16 protein-coding genes are annotated in these 20,894 nt (G+C 66.1%); 2 read left to right on the forward strand and 14 right to left on the reverse strand.

What is annotated here, in order from left to right; genetic code table 11:
• Nucleotides 1–15: 15 nt before the first annotated feature.
• Nucleotides 16–1,929 (reverse strand): thiamine pyrophosphate-binding protein, encoded by a 1,914-nt coding sequence (locus JW897_RS06990; RefSeq protein WP_205465621.1) that lies wholly within the window; start codon nucleotides 1,927–1,929, stop codon nucleotides 16–18.
• Nucleotides 1,930–2,423: 494 nt separating this feature from the next.
• Here JW897_RS06990 and folE point away from each other — a divergent pair, with 494 nt between their 5' ends.
• Together folE and JW897_RS07000 are read left to right on the forward strand one after the other, a co-directional pair.
• The gene (gene folE / locus JW897_RS06995; RefSeq protein ID WP_048412363.1) at nucleotides 2,424–3,119 is read left to right on the forward strand and encodes a GTP cyclohydrolase I; all 696 of its coding nucleotides are present in this window, start codon (nucleotides 2,424–2,426) and stop codon (nucleotides 3,117–3,119) included.
• A 94-nt stretch (nucleotides 3,120–3,213) separates the two neighbouring features.
• Nucleotides 3,214–3,639 carry a BLUF domain-containing protein gene (locus JW897_RS07000; protein ID WP_205465622.1) on the forward strand — a complete coding sequence of 142 codons (426 nt, stop codon included), beginning with the start codon at nucleotides 3,214–3,216 and terminating at the stop codon, nucleotides 3,637–3,639.
• 169 nt (nucleotides 3,640–3,808) lie between these two features.
• Here the strand turns inward: JW897_RS07000 and JW897_RS07005 are convergent, their stop codons facing one another.
• From JW897_RS07005 to aruF, 13 genes are all read right to left on the reverse strand, one after another.
• Nucleotides 3,809–5,026 carry an MFS transporter gene (locus JW897_RS07005; protein ID WP_053077167.1) on the reverse strand — a complete coding sequence of 406 codons (1,218 nt, stop codon included), beginning with the start codon at nucleotides 5,024–5,026 and terminating at the stop codon, nucleotides 3,809–3,811.
• Between the two features lie 104 nt (nucleotides 5,027–5,130).
• A complete protein-coding gene (locus JW897_RS07010; protein ID WP_205465623.1) occupies nucleotides 5,131–6,336 on the reverse strand; it encodes an ATP-grasp domain-containing protein in 1,206 nt (401 codons plus the stop codon).
• A gap of 193 nt (nucleotides 6,337–6,529) precedes the next feature.
• Nucleotides 6,530–7,501, reverse strand: a complete 972-nt coding sequence (locus JW897_RS07015) for a cupin-like domain-containing protein (RefSeq protein WP_205465624.1) — start codon at nucleotides 7,499–7,501, stop codon at nucleotides 6,530–6,532.
• A 20-nt stretch (nucleotides 7,502–7,521) separates the two neighbouring features.
• The gene (locus JW897_RS07020; RefSeq protein WP_053077168.1) at nucleotides 7,522–8,229 is read right to left on the reverse strand and encodes an alpha/beta hydrolase; all 708 of its coding nucleotides are present in this window, start codon (nucleotides 8,227–8,229) and stop codon (nucleotides 7,522–7,524) included.
• 63 nt (nucleotides 8,230–8,292) lie between these two features.
• Complete coding sequence (locus tag JW897_RS07025) at nucleotides 8,293–8,898, reverse strand: GNAT family N-acetyltransferase (RefSeq protein WP_048412367.1); 606 nt, start codon at nucleotides 8,896–8,898, stop codon at nucleotides 8,293–8,295.
• A 20-nt stretch (nucleotides 8,899–8,918) separates the two neighbouring features.
• A complete protein-coding gene (locus JW897_RS07030) occupies nucleotides 8,919–10,556 on the reverse strand; it encodes an AMP-binding protein (RefSeq protein ID WP_205465625.1) in 1,638 nt (545 codons plus the stop codon).
• On the reverse strand, nucleotides 10,553–12,571 hold the full coding sequence (locus JW897_RS07035; RefSeq protein ID WP_205465626.1) for a class I tRNA ligase family protein: 2,019 nt from the start codon (nucleotides 12,569–12,571) through the stop codon (nucleotides 10,553–10,555). Before JW897_RS07035 ends, JW897_RS07030 begins: the two co-directional genes overlap by 4 nt.
• A 6-nt stretch (nucleotides 12,572–12,577) precedes the next feature.
• Nucleotides 12,578–13,621 carry an NAD(P)/FAD-dependent oxidoreductase gene (locus tag JW897_RS07040; protein ID WP_205465627.1) on the reverse strand — a complete coding sequence of 348 codons (1,044 nt, stop codon included), beginning with the start codon at nucleotides 13,619–13,621 and terminating at the stop codon, nucleotides 12,578–12,580.
• Nucleotides 13,618–14,928: a lysine N(6)-hydroxylase/L-ornithine N(5)-oxygenase family protein gene (locus JW897_RS07045; RefSeq protein WP_205465628.1), complete on the reverse strand. Its 1,311-nt coding sequence runs from the start codon at nucleotides 14,926–14,928 to the stop codon at nucleotides 13,618–13,620. The genes JW897_RS07040 and JW897_RS07045 overlap by 4 nt, the downstream gene beginning before the upstream one ends.
• A gap of 596 nt (nucleotides 14,929–15,524) precedes the next feature.
• Nucleotides 15,525–16,871: an N-succinylarginine dihydrolase gene (gene astB / locus JW897_RS07050; protein ID WP_205465629.1), complete on the reverse strand. Its 1,347-nt coding sequence runs from the start codon at nucleotides 16,869–16,871 to the stop codon at nucleotides 15,525–15,527.
• Nucleotides 16,872–17,240: 369 nt separating this feature from the next.
• On the reverse strand, nucleotides 17,241–18,701 hold the full coding sequence (gene astD / locus JW897_RS07055; protein WP_205465630.1) for a succinylglutamate-semialdehyde dehydrogenase: 1,461 nt from the start codon (nucleotides 18,699–18,701) through the stop codon (nucleotides 17,241–17,243).
• Complete coding sequence (astA, locus tag JW897_RS07060; RefSeq protein ID WP_048412372.1) at nucleotides 18,701–19,735, reverse strand: arginine N-succinyltransferase; 1,035 nt, start codon at nucleotides 19,733–19,735, stop codon at nucleotides 18,701–18,703. The genes astD and astA overlap by 1 nt, the downstream gene beginning before the upstream one ends.
• Complete coding sequence (aruF, locus tag JW897_RS07065; protein WP_048412373.1) at nucleotides 19,732–20,763, reverse strand: arginine/ornithine succinyltransferase subunit alpha; 1,032 nt, start codon at nucleotides 20,761–20,763, stop codon at nucleotides 19,732–19,734. Before aruF ends, astA begins: the two co-directional genes overlap by 4 nt.
• Between the last annotated feature and the right edge of the window lie 131 nt (nucleotides 20,764–20,894).

Here is a 20,894-nt window from a genome sequence, read left to right on the forward strand (position 1 = left end):
TGAGTGGGGCCGGGATCAGAAGATCACCGGCACATTGGCCGGCCGGCCGTTGTCCGTGTTGCGCTGGGCGTCCCCGTCCGGCACGTGGAAACAGTCCAATCGCGGCTGATGGCGGTAGCGGGCGTTGGCCTGCTGCGGCGTTGGCGGCGGCTGGTCCAGGCCCACGGTCTGCATGTCCAGCACGTAGGCGCGGCCGGCCAGCGCGTGGTCCAGCCCGCGCCGCACCGCGGCGCGCACCGCCTCCGGATGGACCACCACCTCGCCCTCCATGCCGCCGAAGGCCTTGGCCAGCGCGACGAAGTCCGGCTTGGGCCGGTGGATGCGCAGGTATTCCGGGTCCTGGGTGCGCGCCTGCCAGCCGTAGCCGGGCGCGTCGCCGTACATCGCCTCCACTTGCTGCAGCCCCATTTGCAGGGTGTGGTATTCGTGGTTGTTGGTGATGATGTAGAGCACGCCCAGCTGACGGTGCTGCGCGGTCCACCAGGTTTGCGGGTAGAACAGCGAGGAGCCGTCGCCGGTGGCCGCCACCACGAAACGGGTGTCTATGCCCTGGCAGCCTTGCGCTTCCAGCTTGATGCCCAGGGTGGCGGGCATGGACCAGCCCAGGGAGCCGCCGCCGACGCAGTAGTAGCTGATCGGCGCGGCGGCCTCTTCGGTGAAGGGCAGCAGGTATTGGAACGGCGCCGGGTCCGACACCGCTTCGTGCACGTAGACGAATTGCTTTTCCAGCCGGCGTTCGCTGATTTCCAGACGCAGCGCGTCGGCGATCACCACCGCCCAGATTTCTTGCTGCCGCATCGCCTCGCGCAGATAGACGTCCCATTGCAGCCGCCGCGCTTCGGACTTTTGCCGCAGCGACAGATTGCGCTGCCGCGCGGCCGCCGACGGCTGCTCGCCGATCTCCCGGTTCAGCAGCGGCAAGGTGGCCTTGATGTCGCCGAACAGCGCGCACTCGCCGTAGTAGTTCTTGCCGATGTCCCAGCTGTTGTTGCTCAGGTAAACCTGACGCACCGAGGGCGGAATCAGCGGGCCGTCGCTGTACTTGAACACGGTGACCTGGGCCTGGTTGCTGAAGCCGCACAAGAAGGCGACGTCGTGGCCGGCGAACACTTGCTGCAGGTCTTTCTGCCCGCCGGGCAGCTCGCCCTGCCAGTGGTAATCGCCGTTGGGAAAGTTGGCCAGGCTGCTGAAGGTTTGCAGCGACACCGGCGCGCCTATCAACTCCGCCAGCGCCTGCAGTTCCGGCCAGGCCTCGGCGTAGCCGGCGGCGTCGCCCACCACGATCAGCGGGTTGGCCGCCTCGCGCAGCATGGCGGCCGCCTGGCGGATGGCGTCGGCGTCGGCGACGAAATGCGGGGAGATGCGGGTAATGCCGGGCAGGCGGTCGGCGTCGCCGATGCGGCGCATGGTGAATTCCCAGGGAATGGCGACGAACACCGGGCCGTTGGGCGGCGCCATCGCCTCCTTGAAGGCGCGCTGCAACACCATAGGCAGTTCCTGCTCGGTGCGCACCTCATGCGCCCACTTGGTGTATTGCCGCGCCAGGTCCACCAGATTGGAGGCCAGCAAAGGCTCCTGGGTGACCAGCTCGTTCTGCTGCTGGCAGCACAGAATCACCAGCGGCGCCTGCGAACGCCAGGCGTTGAACAGATTGCCGATGCCGTGGGCGATGCCCGGGGTGACGTGCACCACCACCACGCCGGGCTTGCCGGTCATCCGCGCCGAGCCCATCGCCGCGCCCATGGCGATGTTTTCGTGCAGGCACTCGATGTACTCCACCTGGTTTTCCGGGTAGGAGGTGCCGTCGATGATGGGAATTTCATTGGTGCCCGGCACGCCGAAAATGCGGTGGATGCCCAATTGGCTCAAGGCGTCGAACACATAGTCCCGGGCCCAGCGTTGCCGGCCGGTTTGCGCTTGGCTGTCCATACCGTACTGTCTCCAGATGAGTTGTCCTTGTTATGTGAGTGGTAATCCAGGCCGGCGGAAATACAATCCGGATCATTTCTGTGTCGAAAACGCCAACACGCGCCGGCGGCGGCGCAGCCGACGGGCGCGCCTCCGGCGCGGCAAGGCTCGCAACGGCGCGAAGGGGGCCGCCGCGCCGCGCGCGCCCCAGTCCGAAAGGACAGCAAGATCGGCTGCGGCCAGCCGCCGGCATTGACTTTGCATGCCCGTCAAATTAAGGACTTCCCGCGTCAAGCCCTGACGGGCTAAGGGTTTCTACTAGACGCATCGGCTGCGGATGCGCTCCGGCGCTTGTGCTAACATGGAGCGTTCCTGTCGCATCGGTCAGGCTCCAACCACGCCGCCTTCCGGGGAGGCGCCCACCGCCTGCCCCGCCCCAAGTCATGCGCAATGGATAGAGCCGCCAGCCATGGCGGCGCCAAAATGATAAATAAGCATCCGAGACTGCCAACACAATGAACAAGACCAATACCGTTGACCATCTGCCGGTCTCACAGCGCATCCGCAGCCGCCTGCAGCAAGCCGGCGTCCGTTTTCACGCCAACGACAATATCGCCGCCCACATCGAGGACGGCGAACTGGACCTGCTGCAATCCGAGGTTCAGGAAAAACTGAAAGCGGTGCTGGAAAGCCTGGTCATCGACACCGAACACGACCACAACACCCAGGACACCGCCAAGCGCGTGGCCAAGATGTTCATCAAGGAAGTCTTCCGCGGCCGCTATGTGCCGATGCCGGCCAGCACCGAGTTCCCCAATGTGGAAAAGCTGAACGAGTTGATGATCGTCGGCCCGATCACGGTGCGCAGCGCCTGCTCCCACCACCTGTGCCCCATCATCGGCCGCGTCTGGGTGGGGGTGATGCCCAATGAGCATTCCAATCTGATCGGCCTGTCCAAGTACGCGCGGCTGATAGACTGGGTGATGACCCGTCCGCAAATCCAGGAAGAGGCGGTGTCGCAGATCGCCGACCTGCTGATGAAGAAGCTGCAGCCGGACGGCCTGGCCATCGTGATGGAGGCCGACCACTTCTGCATGCACTGGCGCGGGGTCAAGGACAGCAACAGCAAGATGACCAATAGCGTGATGCGCGGCTCCTTCCTCAGCGACGCCAATCTGCGCCGCGAATTCCTGTCCTTGATGCATAAATAAGGCGGTCGCCGGCGGCAAGCCGGCGCGCAGCGGCTAAGATGAAAACGAGGCCGCGCCGATCCGGCGCGGCCTCTTCGCATCCAAGGGGAGACTCATGCTGGTACGCCTGACCTACTGCAGCCGCGCGCACAAATCGATAGACAGCGATCTGGTGGACGACATCATGATCGCCGCGCGCAAATACAATCCGGCCCAGGGCATCACCGGGGTGCTGTGCTACAGCAAGGATGTGTTCGTGCAATCGCTGGAAGGCGGCCGCGCCGAGGTCAATCTGCTGTACCAGAAACTGGCCCACGACCCGCGCCATCAATGCCTGACCCTGCTGGACTACCAGGAAGTGGAGCAACGCCGCTTCGCCAACTGGAGCATGGCGGAGGTGATGATGGAAAAGCTCAACGCCTCGCTGCTGCTGCGCTATTCCGCCCAGACGCGGCTGGACCCGTTCAGCCTGCCCGGCGCCAGCACCGCGCTGTTGCTGGAGGCACTGGCGGAGGCCGGCAGCACCCAGATCCGCCACTGAACCGGTTTACGCTCTGCCGCGCGTCGCGCAGAACGTGTTTACGATCTCGCGAGCTAAGGCGAGACAAGGCGAAAACCGCTGAGAAAGCGGAATGTACAAGTGGTACATGAGCATTTCGAAGCTGTTTTCAACGCCGTATCGCCGACGCGCAGCAGATCGTAAACAGGTTCTAAGCCGCGCCGGCCGCCAGCGAGCGCAAACCGGCGCTGGACTCCTGCAACACATAGGCGACGGCGATGCACAGCAGCGACAGGCCGGTGAGCAGCAGCCAGAACTGGCCGGCATGGCCGTAGTCCGCCATCCAGCGGTACACCGCCACCCCCATGCCCCCGCCCAGCGATTCCCCCAACGCGGTGCTGATGGACAGCACGCTATAGCCCACCGCGCGGCTTTCCTTGCCGATCAAGGACAGCAGCAGCACGTCCATGCTCGGCGCGAACATCATCTCGGCGAAAGTGAACAGCAATACAAAGGCCAGCGCGCCGCCATAGCCAGGGAGAATGAAGGGCATGATGAAGGCCAGCGCGAAGGTGGCGTAGGAGGAACGGACGATGCCCAGCGGCTTGCCGCCGCTCCAGCCGTGGGCCAGATGGGTGACCGGCAATTGCAGCGCGATCACCAGCAAGGCGTTCAAGGAGTACAACCAGCCCAGCTTGCCGGGCAGCGCCAGCGTTTCCGAGACATGGAGCGCGAGCACATTGAACAGCTGGCCGTACAGCAGCCAGCATAAGAAGTTGATCAGCAGAAAGGGCGCCATGCCCGGCAGGTAGAGCAGATTCCAATAGGAGCGGAACGACGGCGCGCCGCCGCCGGGGCGTTTCATGCCCAGCTTGGTGAAATTCAGGAAGGTCACCACGCCGGCGATGCAATAGGAAACGGCGATGCCGATCAACACCAGCCGGTATTGCCCCTGGGCCACCAGGAACAGCGCCAGCGGCGCCGCCGCCGCCGCCGCGATGTTGATGCCGATATAGGTGATGGAAAACAGCTTGGCGCGGTTGTCCATCATGTCGCTGGTGGCCGCGGCCAATTGCTTGCTCGCCAGCGCGTTGATGGAAATGCCGGTGCCGGACAGCGTCAGCGCACAGGCGGTCAGATAAAAGCCCTGGGCTGAATACAGCAGCAAGAAACCGACGGCGGCCATGCCGCAGCCTATCAACACGGAATGCGTCGCCGCCATCCGGTCCAGCCACGGCGCCAGCGGTATCTTCGCCGCCTTGGTGGTCAAGGTGAACAGGATGACCAGCATGGCGATCTGTTCCGCGCTGAACCCGCCCTTGTTGAGAGTGACCACCAGGGTGGAGACCAGGCCGTAGTAGCCTAGATAGGTCATGATGTAATGCGCGGTGATGTACAGCACGCTGCGCCGGACCGGATGCGAGTTCATGCTTGCCTGTCTTTGATTCGGATGGATTCAAGAAACGGTTAAAGTCCGCCGCGCGGCGTGAAAGCATGCGCGACGGACTGGCCTGCCGGCAGGATCTGCGACCCCTATTCCTCGGCCAGCGGCTCCCAGGCCACTTGCACCGCGTCGCGCGCCGCCTCGGCGTTGGCGACGGCCTGCTCTATGGTGTCGCCCACGCACAGCACATAGCCCTGGCGCGAGTTGGACGACTTCAGCGTGTCGTAGCGCTTGCCGGCTTGCAACTGGCAATCCAGCCGGACCACGCCCGGCGCGCTTCTCGCCTGCTCGATGCCGCGCACGTCCAGGATGCGGGCGTTCTCGTAGGAGAAAAAGCGGATGGCGGCGGCCTGGGCCACCGGCTTGCGCTCCGGCCGCGGCGAATCGGTCAGCACCGCCACGGTTTCGCCGGTGAGGTTGACGCCGCTGACCATCTCGCACATTTCCCAGATCTGGTCGCCGCCCACCCGGGTCTGCGACTCGATGATGCGGGGGCCGGACGGGGTCAGGCGGATCTCGGTGTGCGCGGGCCCGGTTTTCTGGCCGATGACGTCCAAAAAGCGGGTGACCAGTTCCTTGACCGCCGCCTGCTGCGCCTCGTCCAGCCGCGCCGGCACCTGGTGGCCCAGCTCGATGAAGCGCGGCAGCGCCGTGGTTTCCTTCTCGGTGATCATCGCGATCTGATGGCGGCCGTTGATGGAGATGGATTCGACGCTGTATTCCGGGCCGTGCAGGAATTCCTCGGCCAGGATGGGGCCGTCCATCACCGCGCGGGAACCGTTCCAGCGCGCTTCCAGATGCGCTTCCGCGTCAACGAAGAACACCCCTTCGCTGAGGCCGCCGGCAAACGGCTTCAACACCATCGCTTCGCCCTTGAGCTCACGGAAGAAGGCCCTGGCGTCGTCCACGCTTTGGCAAACCCGGTACTGCACCGGGCTCAGACCATGCTGGCCCAGCAGCTCGCGCATCTTGATCTTGTCGCGGGTATGCAGCACCGCCTCCAGGTTGTCGCCCGGAATGCCCAGCTCGATCGCGCATTGCGATGCCGGATGCAGGCCGTATTCGGTGAAGGACACCACCGCGTCGAACGGGTCCCTGGCATGCCAGGCCCGCGCCAGCAACAGCACCTCCTCCATATCCTCGTAATCCATCACCGCGTAGCGCGTGGCCGCGCGGTACTGCCGCTCGTTGACGCGCTCCAGGGTCTGCATCATCGAATAGCGGACGCCCAGTTGCTCCAGTTTGTCCAGCGTGTGGTCCAGTCCCCCGACGACCAGCACGTGCGCTTGCTTCATTCTCTTCTCCTCTAAGAGCCTGTTCATAATCTGCTGCGCTGCGTGAGATGCCACACGGTGAGTACAGCTTCGAAATGCTCATGTACCACTTGTACATTCCGCTTTCTCAGCCGTTTTCGCCTTGTCTCGCTCTTGCTCGCTAGATTTTGAACAGACTCTAATTTAGTTATGTCCTGGCCAGGCCGGCGCCGGCTCAAGGCCTCAGTTTCGACAAATCGATGCCCATGCGCTTGGCCCAGACCCGGTTGCGCATCATCACCACATTGAACAGCTCCGGGTGGGTGAGCTTGACCTCTTCCGGGTTGAGCGCCAGCGCCAGCAATTCCGCCATCCGCTGCCGGATGTGGATTTGCAGATTGGCCTGGTCCAGGCATTTGCGGCCCAGGCCTATCGAGTTGCTCAGCAGCTTGATGCGGTGGAACCACAAGGCGGGCAGGTACAGCACATCGCCGGGCTTCAAGGTGCATTGCATCAGCTGGGTGGCCGGGTCTTGGGCCAGCGCGGCCAGGTCCGCGCCGCCGTCCGCCGTTTCCGCCAGCTTCGCCTCCGGCCCCATGACGATCCAATGTTTCTCGCCCACCAGCTGCACATGCATGACATCGATGGTGTAGGAATCCTGATGCAGCCGGGTGACGCCGCCGCGCTGGCCCAGCCACAGCTGGTGGTTGGTGGAAATGACCTCGCCGTACAAATCGCGGCGAAAATCGTACTGGGCGATGTCCATCTCGGGCAGATCCGCGGCCAGCTCCGGGCGGGAGGCCTTGTAGTACCATTCCTGCAGATAGATGGGCTGCGTGTCCGGCCCTTCGTTGTTCATCATCATGGCCACGAATTCGGCGAAGCTGGCCTGGGCGGAGCGCTGGCTGCTATAGCTGTTGACCACCACCGGCGTGTCGCCGCAGCGCTGGGCCAGGCGCTCGAAACTCCAGTTGCGCACCGCCGGCCAGTCGGCGGCATAGCCTTCCAGGATCACCGGCCGCTGGCCAGCGCGGTACTCCCGATCAAACGCCTCCTTGCTCAAGCCTTTGCGGCGTTCGATGCTGGGCGCCTGCCGCAAGGCCTCGGCCACCGGGCCGTTCGAAAAAGCGTTTTCAACGATATCGATGCTGGCGACATCGCGCCGTTTCAAGATGTTCTCTTCAATCAGAATGGGAGCGTTTTGCATGGATTCCTCCAATGGGCTTATCAGCGAGCGCGCGCTTGCAGGACAGTGTCTCGTATCGTTTTCAGCAGCCGCGGCCGCAGCGCGTCCTGGTGCGGCAGCCAGCGATGGATGAAATGATCGCAGTCGTCCAGCCAGACGATGTGCTTGCTACGGGCGTTCCGGGCCGCCGCCAGGTAGCCGTCCAGCGCCTCGGCGGGTACCACCGCGTCGTTCCTGGCGCCGATGATCAGCAAGTCGCCGCCGAATTCGCCGATGCCGGCATAGGCCGGCGAGTCCGGATAAGAGCCCGGCCGGGCCAGGCTGCCGTCGAACTTGGATTCGACGGCGTCGGCCGGATAGCAGGCCGGGCAGAACAGCACCAGGCAGGCGGGTTTCAAGACGGGCGCGAGCCAGGCGGCGAGATGACCGCCCATGCTGGTGCCGATCAAGGTTAGCGGCTCGCGCTTGTCCAGGTGCTCCGCCGCCGCCAGCACTTCGCCGTAGCGGCGCTGCAGACATGATTCTTCCATCACCCCGCTGCTGTCGCCGTTGCCGGAGAACTCAAAGCAGACCGAGCCCAGACCATGCGTGGCCAGGTGGTCGATCACATAGCGTATGGTGTGCCGGTTGGACATGTGGCCCAGCCCGTGCAGGGTGAGTATGCTGCTGGCCGCGCCGGCTTCCGGCTGCACCCGGGTGGCGGCCAGCCGCTGCCCGTTGGCGTCAAAGGTGAAATCTTCCGTTCTCATGTTCAAGCTCCCGGGAAGGCGGGGCCTTCCTGTTCCGATGACTGATGAGGGGGCGGCTTCCGCTCAAGGCTTGGCCGCGGCGGCCAGCGCCGCGAAGCGTTCGTCGCGAACCTGTTCCCACTCCCGGCGCAGCACGCTGTAGTAGATGACATCGCGGCGGCGGCCACCGGGCATGAAGTTGAAGCTGCGCAACACCCCCTCCTCCGTCGCGCCGATGCCGGCCAGGCCGGCGCGGGCGCCGGCGTTGAGCACATCGGTCTTGAACTCCACGCGCTCGCATTCCAGCGCCTCGAAGGCGTGCTTGAGCAGCTCGAACTTGACCGCGCGGTTGATGCCGGTGCGGCGCGCGTCCCGGCACAGCCAGGACCAGCCTATCTCCAGCCGCCGCTCGCCCTCGGCCAGATTGCCGTAGGCGGTGCTGCCGACGATGCGGTCGGTCTGGCGGTCGATGATGGCGAACACGATGCGCGTGCCGTTGAGGGTGTCCTGTATCGCCTGCTCGATGAAGCGTCCCAGATCGTCCGGCGTCTGGATGCGGGCGACGAAGTATTCCCAGATGGCGGGCTCGAATACGATGCGCTCGAAAGCCGCGTAGTCGCCGATCTGAATCCGGCGCAGACGCACGCGTTCGTTTTCCAGGGTGAGGTCCTTCAGATTACGCCAGGTCATGGCTTGCTCCTTGCATGGGTTTAGGCGGGGTCGCGGTTCAGGGAGGGCTGCGGCGTCCGGCAATCCCGCACATACGCCGCCGCCTCGGAAAACGCTTCCGGCGTCCGCGCGTGGCGGGCGTAGATCTCGTCCAGTTGCGCCGCGTAACGCTGATAAATCAGTTTGCGCTTGGGCTTGAATTGGGAACTCAGCAGGCCGTTCTCGATGGAAAACGGTTCCTCGGCGATGACAACGGCCAGGATGCGCTCCTCCTGAAACAGCCTCTGATTCATCGTCGCGACATGCCGGCGCAACGCCTCCGCGTCCGCCGCGGCCAGGTCCGGGGACAGAATCGCCGTGACAAAGGGCTTGCCGGTGCCGTACAGCACCCCTTCCCGGATATGCGGGTGCTGGCGCAAGCCCTCCTCTATCGGCCGCACCAGCACGTTACGGCCGTTGGTCACCGTAACGATGTCGTCGATGCGGCCGTGGATGTACAGGAAGCCGTCCGCGTCCAGATGGCCCAGGTCCCAGGTCTTGACCTCGGCGCTGGGCAGGAAGCTCTTTTCATTGATCCCGGGATCGCACCAGGTATAGCGGCAATTGACCGGATGGCGGCTGGCCACGATCAGGATGCCGTCCTGGTCGAAGCGGACGCTCTTGCCGGGCAGCACCTGGCCCACGCTGCCCAGCCGGAAGGCGCCCGGGTGGTTCTTGGCGACGATGCAGGCCTCATTGCTGCCATAGCCCTCGTACAGCGGCACGCCGGCATGATTGAAGAACTCCAGCACGTCCCGGCTGGCCGGCGCGGAACCGGTCCACAAATAACGAACGCGGCCGCCCAGCGCGGCCTGGATCTGCGCGCCGCGCTCGGCGGCCGCGCTGTCTCCGTGCCGGCTCAGCAGCCGGCCACGCAGTTCTTCGTAAAACCCGGGCACCCCCATCACCACCGTAGGAGCGCAGGCGCTGGCCATGTCCAGCGCCTGCTCCAGATTGGACAGCGTGAGGTCGTGGCCGTAGACCAGCGCCGAGTAGATCCAGTAGCGTTGCTGCAACAGCACCAGGCGCAGGAACACCAGCAGATTGTCGCCGTCCCGATGCGCGAACAGGGTCTGCGTGTCATTGATGGAACTGTTGGCGCTGGCGACGGTGGCCTCCAGCCCCTTGGGCGCGCCGGTGCTGCCCGAGGTGAACTTGATCGCGAAGATATCGGCCGCGTCATAGCCGGCGTGCATGGGCGGCTCGGCGGCCTCGGTCTCGGCGCCCTCCGCCCAGGCCTGGATCTCGGCGATGTCGAAAAACGCGCCGCCGCTGGCGATGCCTTCGGCGAACAGCGCCTTCAGCCCGTAGATGTCGACGATCTGTTCAGGCCGGTAACGGCCGGCTTCGAAACCCGCGGTCACGCCGCCCAGCTTCAGGATGGCCAGGTCCAACAGCACGAACTCGATGTGGTTCAGCGACATCACGCCGATGCGGTCGCGCGGTCGCAAACCCAGCGCCCGCAAGCGGCGGGCCACGCGCGCCGCCTTGCGGTCCAGCTCGGCCAGGGTCCAGACCCGCACCTCGTCGTCCTGGCGGAAACGGATCACATGCCGCTCATCGTCGCAGCGGCGCAGCGCGATGGCGTTGATCAGGTCGACGGCCTCGCCGCGCGGCGCTTGAGGAATCAGCCCGCTCATGCCTGCGCCTCCCGCGGGCCGGCCGGCTGGCGCAGCGGCGTGAAGAAGCGCTGCTCCGCCAGGTCCAGGGACGCGCCCGGCGGCGTCAGCGTCGCGCTATCCGGCCAGACGTCGACGCGCTCCATGCCCAAGGCGCGGCCCAGGCGCTGGGCGAAGCGCGGCAGCAAGGGGGCGGCGGTCTGGGCCAGCAGCCGCGCCGCGGCCAGTTCCAGCGCGATCGCGGTCCGGTACTCGTCGCGCAGCGCCGGGTTGCGACGGATGCGCTCGTTCGATTGGGCGAAGCGCAGCGCGCCGGCCACCAGCGCGTCCAGTTCCTCCGCCACGCGGTTGAGCGAGAAACCATCGGCGCCGTAATGGATTTTCAGGCTGGCCAGCCGCTGGTTCAGCGCGTCGAAATAGGCGGTGTGCGCGGCGGTCCAGCTGCCGGCGTCCGGCGCTTCTTGCTGGAAATCCTGCCGCAGGCGCTCGCCCAGGCCGGCCAGCCAGAGCTGCCACTGGCCCAGCAGCGTCCCTTCCACCCGCGCGTGGAAATCGTCCAGCGTGAAATTGGTGCGCTCCTGTTCGCCGCGGGTCCGCGCCAGGTAATAACGCACCGCGTCCACGCTGTCCGGGCTCAGGATGTCCTTGCCCCATACCGCGTGCCGGCGGCTGGTGGAGAACTTCAGGCCGTCGAGAAGATAAAACTCGTTCTCGTTGTAGTCGATGTCGCAGCGCCAGTCCGGGAAGGCCATCCGGTACAGCGCCGGGTACAGGATGGAGTGGTAATAGCTGTTGTCGTAGCCGAAGAAATGGACGATTTTCCAGTCCGGCTGCGGCTGGTCGGCTTTCCACGCTTTGCCCAGCCGGCCGCCCAGCGCGGCGATGCCGTGCAGGAAGCCGTAAGCCATCTCCGGCCACACCCAGATCACCTGGCTGCCCTCGACCTCCTCCGCCGGCGGCACCCCCCATTGCGCCGGGTGGGTGATGGGCACCCAGTAGTCCTTGCGCGCCAGCACCCGCTCCGCCAGCTGCTGCAAGCGCGGCGACACCTTGCCCAGGCGCTGATGCTGCTCCACCGCGTCCTTGAAGGCGGACAGATTGATCATGTAGCGGCGGATGGCGCCGGTGACCGGGGCCGCGTCCGACAGCCGCGAGCGCGGCGCGTCCAGGTCCACGCAGTTGTTCGGTTCGCCGCACTCCTCGCAGATATTGCCGCCGCAGGGCGAGCCGCAGCTCGGGCATTTGGCGGCGACGTCCACCTCGTACAGATAATCACCGGTTTCGGCGTCGAACAGCGCCGCGTCCGAGCGCAGCTCGGCGCCGCCCCGCACCAGCCGCGAGAAGAAATCGCGCAAGCCGTCCGCGTAGCCGGGGTCGCGGGTGGTGACGGTGTATTGATCCAGATGGATGTCCATCAGGTCCAGCGTGGCCTTGATCGCCGCCGAATAATGGCTGGCCACCCGCTGGGGACTGCTGTCTTCCTGGCGGGCGCGGCCCACCACATAGCTCTGGTAATCGTCGCTGCCGGTCAGGTGGTAGGCCTCGTGCCCGCTGGCGCGCAGGAAGCGCACATAGACGTCGGCGCCCAGATAGGGGCCGGACAGATGGCCAAGATGCAGGTCGCCGTTGGGCGTCGGCGGCGTGGAGAACACGAACACCGGACGTCCCTGCAAGCGCGAGGCGCCGTTGTCCCGCGCGGCGGCGGCGCGCCGGGCCGGGTCCCGCCAGTAGAAGTCGCAGAAGCGCAGCGGCTGCGTGCCGGTATTGCGCAGCACGTGCATCTCGAACGGTTTGAACAGCGCCAGATGGCCGGCGCTCACCGGCTGACGGCGGCCGTCGGCGTCGATGACGCCCTCGCCGCTGAGGATCAGGAAGGCCTCCAGCTCGTCGTGCTTGTGCGGCCGGCTTTCCCCGCCCGGCTCGACGACGCCGTAGGCCAGGCGCAGCGGCTCCCCCTCGCCCAGGCCGGCGATGGCGGCCATTTCGATGCCAAAAGCGGGCGCCCGCTGCGCTTGGTTCAAGTCAATGATGTCCATGGTCGGCTATCCGGTGGTGAGTGTGGGGTTGAGCAGGGCGACGGCCTCCGCGGCGATGCCGGGCGCCAGCCGATAACCGGAGCCGTTGCCCGCTCCGACGAACAGAATGCGTTGATGGCGGCCGACATATTGCGCCAGCGGCTCGCGGCTTGGGCTGTAGGCGTCGCAGAACACCCGGCCCGAACCCAGCAGCGGCGCCAAGGCCGGCGCGACGCCCAGCAGCGCCTCGCGCGCCTCGGCGATCTCGCGGGCCTCCAGCCGGCCCGCTTCGGGCGCCGGGTCCCATTGCTGGCAGGTGTAGCTGAACAGCCAGTGCCCGCGATGCGGCAGCGGCGCCAGAAAGGCGTCCTCGACGGGGAAGAACAGCGCCCGCCCCTCCTCGGGCGGCCGCTGCAGATGCAGGGCCACCACTTTCTTGACGCGGATGCCGAGCGCGGCGGTCAGCTCGCGCCAGCAGCCCTCGTTGGCCCATGGGCCGGGGGCCAGCGCCACGGCGTCGGCGGCCAGCGTCCGGCCGCTGGACAGGACGACGCGGACGCCGTCGGCGCCCTCGTCCAGCGCCTCCACCCCGACGCCCTCCAGCACTTCGGCGCGCTCGCGCAGACGCCGCGCCTGCCAGAGCGCCAGCGCCTGCACATCCGTCACATGGCAGGCCGGCAGCCGCCACAGCTCGCGGCCGGCCGGCAAGTCCGACGCAAGGCTCAGCCTCTCCTCCGCCGTCACAGGCAGCAGGCCGGCGCAGCGGGCGCGCACCGCCTCGGCGTCGGCCGCGTCGGCGGCGACGAAGAAGTCGAAGCCGTGCATCGGCAGCTGCGGATGGCTGGCGCTCAGGGTCTGGTAGTAATCGGCGCTGACGGCGCTCAGGCGGCGCACGCGCTCGGAGCGGCCCACCGGGAAATGGACGCCGGCGGAATACATCGACGCCCCCGAGCCGATCAGGCCGCGGTCCACCAGGGTGAGCCGGGCACGCGGCTCGCGCTCCAGCAGGCGCGAGGCTATGGTGCAGCCGAGAATGCCGCCGCCGACGACGACGATATGCGGCGCCCTCATGCCCATTCCCTCTTGTTCTTGCGCTCGTCCGCGCGCGTCGCGGCCAGCGGCGCCCAGGACACGAAGGCCGCGTCCGCATTGCCGGCGCGCGGCGCGTCCAGCATGCGGTTGATGACGATCTGGCTGCGCCAGGCGGTCAGGCTGAGGTTGGGATCGGCCAGGCCGCGCTGCTGGCGGATGGCGTTCAGGATGAACAGGCTGCGGTTGCGCGGCAGCTTGCCCAGCGCCGCGTAATCGCGGTCGACGGCGATCTCCTCGCCCTCGCGCTCCAGCCTCTCTCGTAGCGGCTGCAGAAAGGGGGTGGGCGCCGGCTTGAAGCCGCTGGCCCAGATCACCACGTCCGCGTCCAGCGTTTCGGACTCATGGGCGCCCAGGTGGCTGGCGGCGACGGACCAGCGCTCGCCGTTCCGGCCAATGGCGCGCACTTCGCGGAAGGGCAGCAGCCGGATGTCGATAGGCGCGCGCGCGATGAAGCGCAGCGTATAAATCTGTTGGTAGATGCTGCGCAGGGTGCACTCGGAAATGCCGTCGCTGCTGAGCAGGTTGCGCTTGAGGAATTCGCGGCGGAAGGTCTCGTCCTGCTCGTAAAAATAATTGGAATGCGTTGGCGTATACAGATCGTTGGTGAAGGGGGAATCGTCGAGCGGAAAATAATTCTCCCGCCGCGACAGCCAGCTGAGCGCGGCCGGCGCCTGGTCGCCGCCGCGGCGCAGCAGCTCCAGCACCGCCTCGGCGCCGGACTGGCCGCCGCCGATGACCAGCACGCGCTTGCCGGCAGTGACGCCGGACTTGGCGGCGAAATCGTTGACGTGGAAATGCGTGCTCTCGTTCAGACAGGAGCGCGCGAAGTCCGGCACGTCCGGCACGATGCCGACGCCGACGACCACGTTGTCGCCCTGCACCCGCCGCTTGCTGGTCTGCACCACGTAGGCGCCGTCGACGAAATCCACCTCCAGCACCCGCTCGCCGAAGCAGATGTTGTCGTTGCTCTCCGCCGCCCATTTCAGATAGTCGCGGAATTCCAGCCGCGACACCTGATCGAAACGCGCGTTGAGAAACTGCAGCAATCTGCCGTGCTGATGCAGATAGGACACAAAGGAGAAGCGGTTGGTCGGGTCCGCCAGCGTGACCAGGTCCTTGAACAGGGACACTTGCAGCCCGGCGCCGGGAATCATCATGCCGTCGTGCCAGGAGAAGGCCGGCTTCTGTTCGAAGAAAATGCTCTTGATGTCGTGCTGGCCGTGCAAGAGCGAAGCCACGCTCAGATTGGACGGCCCGCTGCCGATGCCGATGCAGTGATATTTCATGGTGTATTGGCACTTGAAGTGGATTCAAGACAAAAGGAGCCGCGATGAACTGCGCGTCGCAGCGGCGGAAAACCCAACCGGCACTCTCATTCGCAATCAACAACAACCACAAACCGCCAAAGCATCGCCGGAGACGCGCCGCGTCCGTTCCGGCGTCCAAACCCGCCGCCCGCCCGGTCAGTACTAAAGGCCAGGCCGCATCCCGTTGCAAAAGCGCAGCAGGCGCCGCGCCGTCTCCACCCCCGCCGAATCCAGACCGCCGCGCCGCCGCTGCCGGCCGCGCCGCAAACCCGTGTCCCCCATGGCCTGGAGGCCTAAATCGGCAAGCCGTACCGATCAATATATTCCAATGTCATTCAAGCTATCACATGACTTTTGTCATGTCAAACAACATTAAAAACCAAAAATAGATGACATTTTCGAAATAGATACCATCAATCAGTACAGTTTATGGGGAAAGAAAAGCTGTCATCATCCCGACGACAAGAGCGGCGCATCCGGACGGACGCCGCCGCTTCAAACGCAAAACAGGCCGGGATTCCCGGCCTGTTTCGCTAGCGCGCCCGACTCGAAATCAGGCGCGGGTTCCGCTTGCTTCAGCCCAGCTGGAACGGATACACCGAGCCCAGGCCCAGGATGCCGCTCAACTCGTCCAGCGCGGTGCGGCTCTCGATCAGCAACTGCGGATCGGCCAGGTCTTCGCTGCTCAGCCGGTCGCGGTAATGGCGGTCCACCCAGCTATTGAGCGTGGCGAACAGCGCGTCGCTCATCAGCACCTTGGGATTGACCGCGGCGATTTCCGCCGCCGACAGCGCCACGCGCAGCCGCAGGCAGGCGGGGCCGCCGCCGTTCTGCATGCTTTGCTTGAGGTCGAACACCTTGACCTCGGCGATGGGCCCGCCGCTGGCGACCAGCTTGCTTAGGTATGCCCACACCCGCGGCTGATTGCGGCACTCTTCCGGCACCACGATGATCATCTTGCCGTCCGGCCTGGACAGCAACTGGCTGTTGAACAGATAGCTCTTCACCGCCTCCTCGATGCTGACCTCGGCCGCCGGCACCTCCACCGACACAAAGTCGCCGCCGGCCGCGGCCAGCTTGGCGCTCAGCTCGGCCAGCACCTGCTGCTGATTGAGGAAAGACTTCTGGTGGTGGAACAGCACCTGGCGGTTGCCCACCGAAATCACGTCGTTGTGGAACACGCCGGCGTCTATGGTGTCCGGGTCCTGCTGCGCGTAGACCACGCGCTCCGCGCTCAGGCCGTGCAAGCGCGCCACCGCCTGGCAGGCTTCCAGAGTCTGGCGCGCCGGGAACTTGGCCGGCTTGGGATAGCGGGCGTCGAAAGCCGCCGCGCCGAACACGAAGAACTCCACGCCCGGGCCGTCGTACTCGGCGCAGAAACGGGTGTGGTTGGCCGCGCCCTCGTCGCCGAAGTGCATTTGCGCCGGCAAGGCCGGATGCACGGCGAAGCGGGACTCGTCGGCGAACATCGCCTGCAGCAGCCGGCGCGTGGTCGGATGCTCGATCGAGCGGTGGAATTTATTGTTCAGATTGGCCGGAGTGAAATGCACGCGGCCGTCGGCGGTGTCGCCGGACGGGCTGACGGTGGCGGCGTTGGCGGTCCACATGCAGGAGGCCGAGCAGGCCGCCGCCAGGATGGCCGGCGCTTCCTTCGCTGCGCGCGCCACCACCTCGGCGTCGCTGCCGCCAAAGCCCAGCAGCCGCAGGCTGGCCACATCCGGACGCTCGTGCGGGGCCAGCACGCCCTGCTTGAAGCCCAGGTCGTGCAAGGCCTTCATCTTGGCCAGGCCCTGCTTGGCGGCCAGCTTGGGGTTGGACGCGGCGCTGACGTTGCTGGTGGACGCCACATTGCCGAAGGACAGGCCGCTGTAATTGTGGGTCGGGCCCACCAGGCCGTCGAAATTCACTTCATAGGCGTTCATTTGGAGAATGCTCCCTTGCCTCAATCCATCTGAATGGCGGGACGGCCATCTGGCCCCTTCTCGCCACCTAACTCTTTTGCGTTGACTACACGCCCCCTCTCCCACGAGGGGAGAGGGGAGAAAACCGCACCACCCGCGCTTACTGCACGAATGAACTGGCGTCTCACTCAGCCTTCAGTCCCTCTCCCCTTGCGGGAGAGGGGTTGGGGAGAGGGGGTGCTCTTAAGAACCTGTTTACGATCTGCGGCGCGTCGTGAAACGTGACACGGTGAGTACGCCCTCAAAATGCTCATGTACCACTCGTACATTCCGCTTTTTCGCTCGTTTTCGCCTTGTTTCGCCTTAGCTCGCGAGATCGTAAACACGTTCTTAAAACACCATGCCGGGAGACAGCTGCGCCGGCACGGCCAGGCTGTCGCATTCCAGCGAGGCCACCGGATACGCGCAGTAGTCGGCAGCGTAGTAGGCGCTGGCGCGATGGTTGCCGGAAGCGCCGACGCCGCCGAAAGGCGCGGCGCTGGAGGCGCCGGTCAAGGGCTTGTTCCAGTTGACCACGCCGGCGCGGCTTTCCAGCAGATAGCGCTCGTACAGCGCGCGCTCGTCGGACAGCACCCCGCCGGCCAGGCCGAAGCGGGTGTCGTTGGCGATGGCGATGGCCTGGTCGAAATCGGCGTAGCGAATCACTTGCAGCAGCGGGCCGAAGTATTCCTCGTCCGGACGCGTGGCGGCGGTGGTGTCGATGATGCCCGGGCTCAGCAGCGCCGCGTCCGGCGTCAGCCGGCGCATTTCCAGCAGCGCCTTGCCGCCGGCGGCCAGCATCGCGGCCTGGGCTTGCAGCAGCGCCTCGGCGGCGGCGCTGGAGATCACCGCGCCCATGAAGGGCGCCGGCTCGGCGTCGTATTTGCCGACGCGCAGCTTGGCCGTCACCTCCACCAGCCGCGCCAGCAGCGCGTCGCCCCAGGCGCCTTGCGGCACCAGCAAGCGGCGCGCGCAGGTGCAGCGCTGGCCGGCGGAGACGAAGGCGGACTGGACGATGTGGTGGACGGCGGCGTCGATGTCCTGGACGCCTTCCACGATCAGCGGATTGTTGCCGCCCATTTCCAAGGCCAGGATCTTGTCCGGGTGGCCGGCGAAGTTCTTGTGCAGCAGCGCGCCGGTGGCGGAACTGCCGGTGAAGAACAGGCCGTCGATGCCGGCGTGGCCGGCCAGCGCCGCGCCGGTGTCGCGCGCGCCTTGCAGCAGCGCGATCACCCCGGCCGGCAGGCCGGCTTCGGCCCACAAGCGCACCGTTTCCTGCGCGGTCCACGGCGTCAGCTCGGACGGCTTGAAGATCACCGCGTTGCCGGCCAACAGCGCCGGCACGATGTGGCCGTTGGGCAGGTGGCCGGGGAAGTTGTAGGGGCCGAACACCGCCACCACGCCGTGCGGCTTGTGGCGCAGCACCGCCTGGGCGTCGCCCATGGCGGCGGCGCGTTCGCCGGTGCGCTCGTGGTAGGACTTCAGCGAGATGTCCACCTTGTTGACCATGGTGGTCACTTCGGTCTGCGCCTCCCACAGCGGCTTGCCGGTTTCCTGGGCGATGACGCGGGCCAGCGCGTCCTTGTTGGCGCTCAGGAGTTCACCGAAGCGCTTGGCCACCGCCGCGCGCGCGTCCAGCGGCGTGCGCGCCCAGTGCTTGAACGCGGCGCGGCCGGCGGCCACGGCGGCGTCCACCTGGGCGGCGTCGGCGGCGCGGCCCTGCCACAGCGGGCTATTGTCGGCCGGATTGGTTTTGCTCAGCGCCGCGCCGGCGCCCTCCAGCCACTGTCCGTTGATGAATAAGCTGCTCACTATGCATTCTCCTTGGGGTAGAGCGCGACGCAGCGCAGATGGCCGCCCTCTTCCACGTTCAGCGCCTGCGCCTGTTCCGGCGTCAGCAGGATTTCATGGGTGGGCGCCAGCGTCTCGGCTAGGATGACGCGGAAGCCGGCCAGCGAGTCGTTGGACACCAGGTAGAAGTTCTTGTCGCCTTCCGGCAGCGGGTCCGCCAGCCGCGCCGCCACCGCCGCGCTTTCCTTCACCGCGCGGATTTCGCTGGTATAGGTCTGCACTGTCGGGCCGGCGTCGAAGATGTCGACATAGCCTTCGTAGCGGAAGCCCTCGGATTCCAGCATCGCCACCGCCGGGCGGGTGTTTTCGTGGGTCTGGCCGATCACCGCCTGCGCCTCCGGCGGCAGGAAGTCGATGTAGACCGGGTGCTTGGGCATCAGCTCGGCGACGAAGGCCTTCTGGCCGACGCCGGTCAGGTAGTCGGCGTGGGCGAAATCGATGGAGAAGAAATGACGGCCCAGGCCTTCCCAGAACGGCGAGCGGCCGGCCTCGTCGGACACGCCGCGCATCTCGGCCACCACCAGCTTGCCGAACAGCTGCGGGAACTGGGCCAGGAACAGGAAGCGGCTCTTGGACAGCAGGCCGCCGTTGCGGTTGGCGCGGTAGTCCGGGTGCAGGAACAGCGTGCACAGCTCGGAATAGCCGGTGTGGTCGTTGGACAGGAACAGGGTGTCGTGGCGCGAGTAGACGCCCAACTCCTCGGAGGCGTGGACGATGGTGCCGACGCGGTAGTTGTACCACGGCTCCTTCAGGCCCACCGCGGCTTCCAGCGCGCAGATGCCGGCGATGGCGCCGGTGGCGCCGTCCTCCATCACGAAGACATAGCCTTGGTCGGCCTTGTCCAGTTCGCCGGCGAAGGACAGCACCGAGCGGGCGATGCGGCGCGACAGCCTCTCTTCGTTGACCGGCAGCGAGGTCAGGCCGACGCCGGCGCTGCGCGCCAGATTCATCAGGCCGTCCAGGTCCTTGTGGGCTACGGGGCGGATGAACATCATGCTGCGGACTCCTTCTGCTGCAGGCCGGCCACCTGGACCTGGCCGCCGCTGGCGAGACCCAGCGCGCGGGCGGCGTCGGGATTGATGAAGGCGACGCCGTCCACCACCGCCACGCGGCACACCGCGGCGGAAAACTCGCTGGATTCAAGATTGCTCAACAACTGCGGCTGCGCCTGCTCCGGCAGGCTGGCCAGCACTTCCACCGGGTAGCAACGGCTGTTTTCCAGCGTTTTCAGGCGGTCCACCTCGGCGGTCAGCACCGCGCCGCCGTCGAAGATGTCGATGTAGTTGTCGGCTTCGAAACCCTCGTTGCACAGCAGCTGGCAGGAGCGTTCGAAGCTGGCGTGGATCTGGCCTATCGAGTGCTGCGCCTCGTCCGGCAGCAGCGGCACGTAGATCGGGTAGCTGGGCATCAGCTCGGCGATGAAGGTCTTGCTGTGGCTGACGAAGGCCTGCTCCACCTGCAGGAAATCCATATTGAAGAAGCGGCGGCCGATGGCGTTCCAGAACGGCGATTGGCCGGCGTCGTCGTGGATGCCCTGCATCTCCGCGATCACGCGGCGGCCGAAGCGCTCGCGCTTGCTGGCGATGAACAGCAGCCGGGCGCGCGACAGCAGTTCGGCGGCCAAGGGCTCCAGATGGCCGTCCACGTAGAAGCCGCACAGCTGCACCATGCCGGTCAGGTCGTGGCACATGTTCAGCACGTGCACGCGGTTGTTGACCTTCAGCGCGCGCGAGGCGTGGACGAAGATTTCGCTGCGGTAGCTGTAGAAGGGCTCGTCGAAGCCGGCGGAGGCGTTGATGGACGCGGTGCCCAGCACCTGGCCGTCTTCCTCCAGCACGAACATATAGTATTCACAGCCGGAGTCGCCGATGGCTTCGTGCTCGAAGGCGGACACGGACTGCTGGATGCGCTCGAACAGCTTTTCCCGGTTGTTGGGCAAGCTGGTAACGCCGATGCCGCTGGCCACCGCCATGCGTTCGATGGCGGGCAGATCGGAGGTGCGGACGGGACGCACGGTAAGCATGGGACATCTCCCTTATCGCTGAAATCCGGCCGTGCCGCGGCGAGACCGCGGCGCAGCATCGCCCGCGCGCCTGCCGAGGACAGGAACGTGGGCGGATAACGGTATTGTGTCTGGAGCAAGGGCGGCCGCGA

Source organism: Chromobacterium alkanivorans, from assembly GCF_016937655.1.
GTDB lineage: Bacteria > Pseudomonadota > Gammaproteobacteria > Burkholderiales > Chromobacteriaceae > Chromobacterium > Chromobacterium alkanivorans.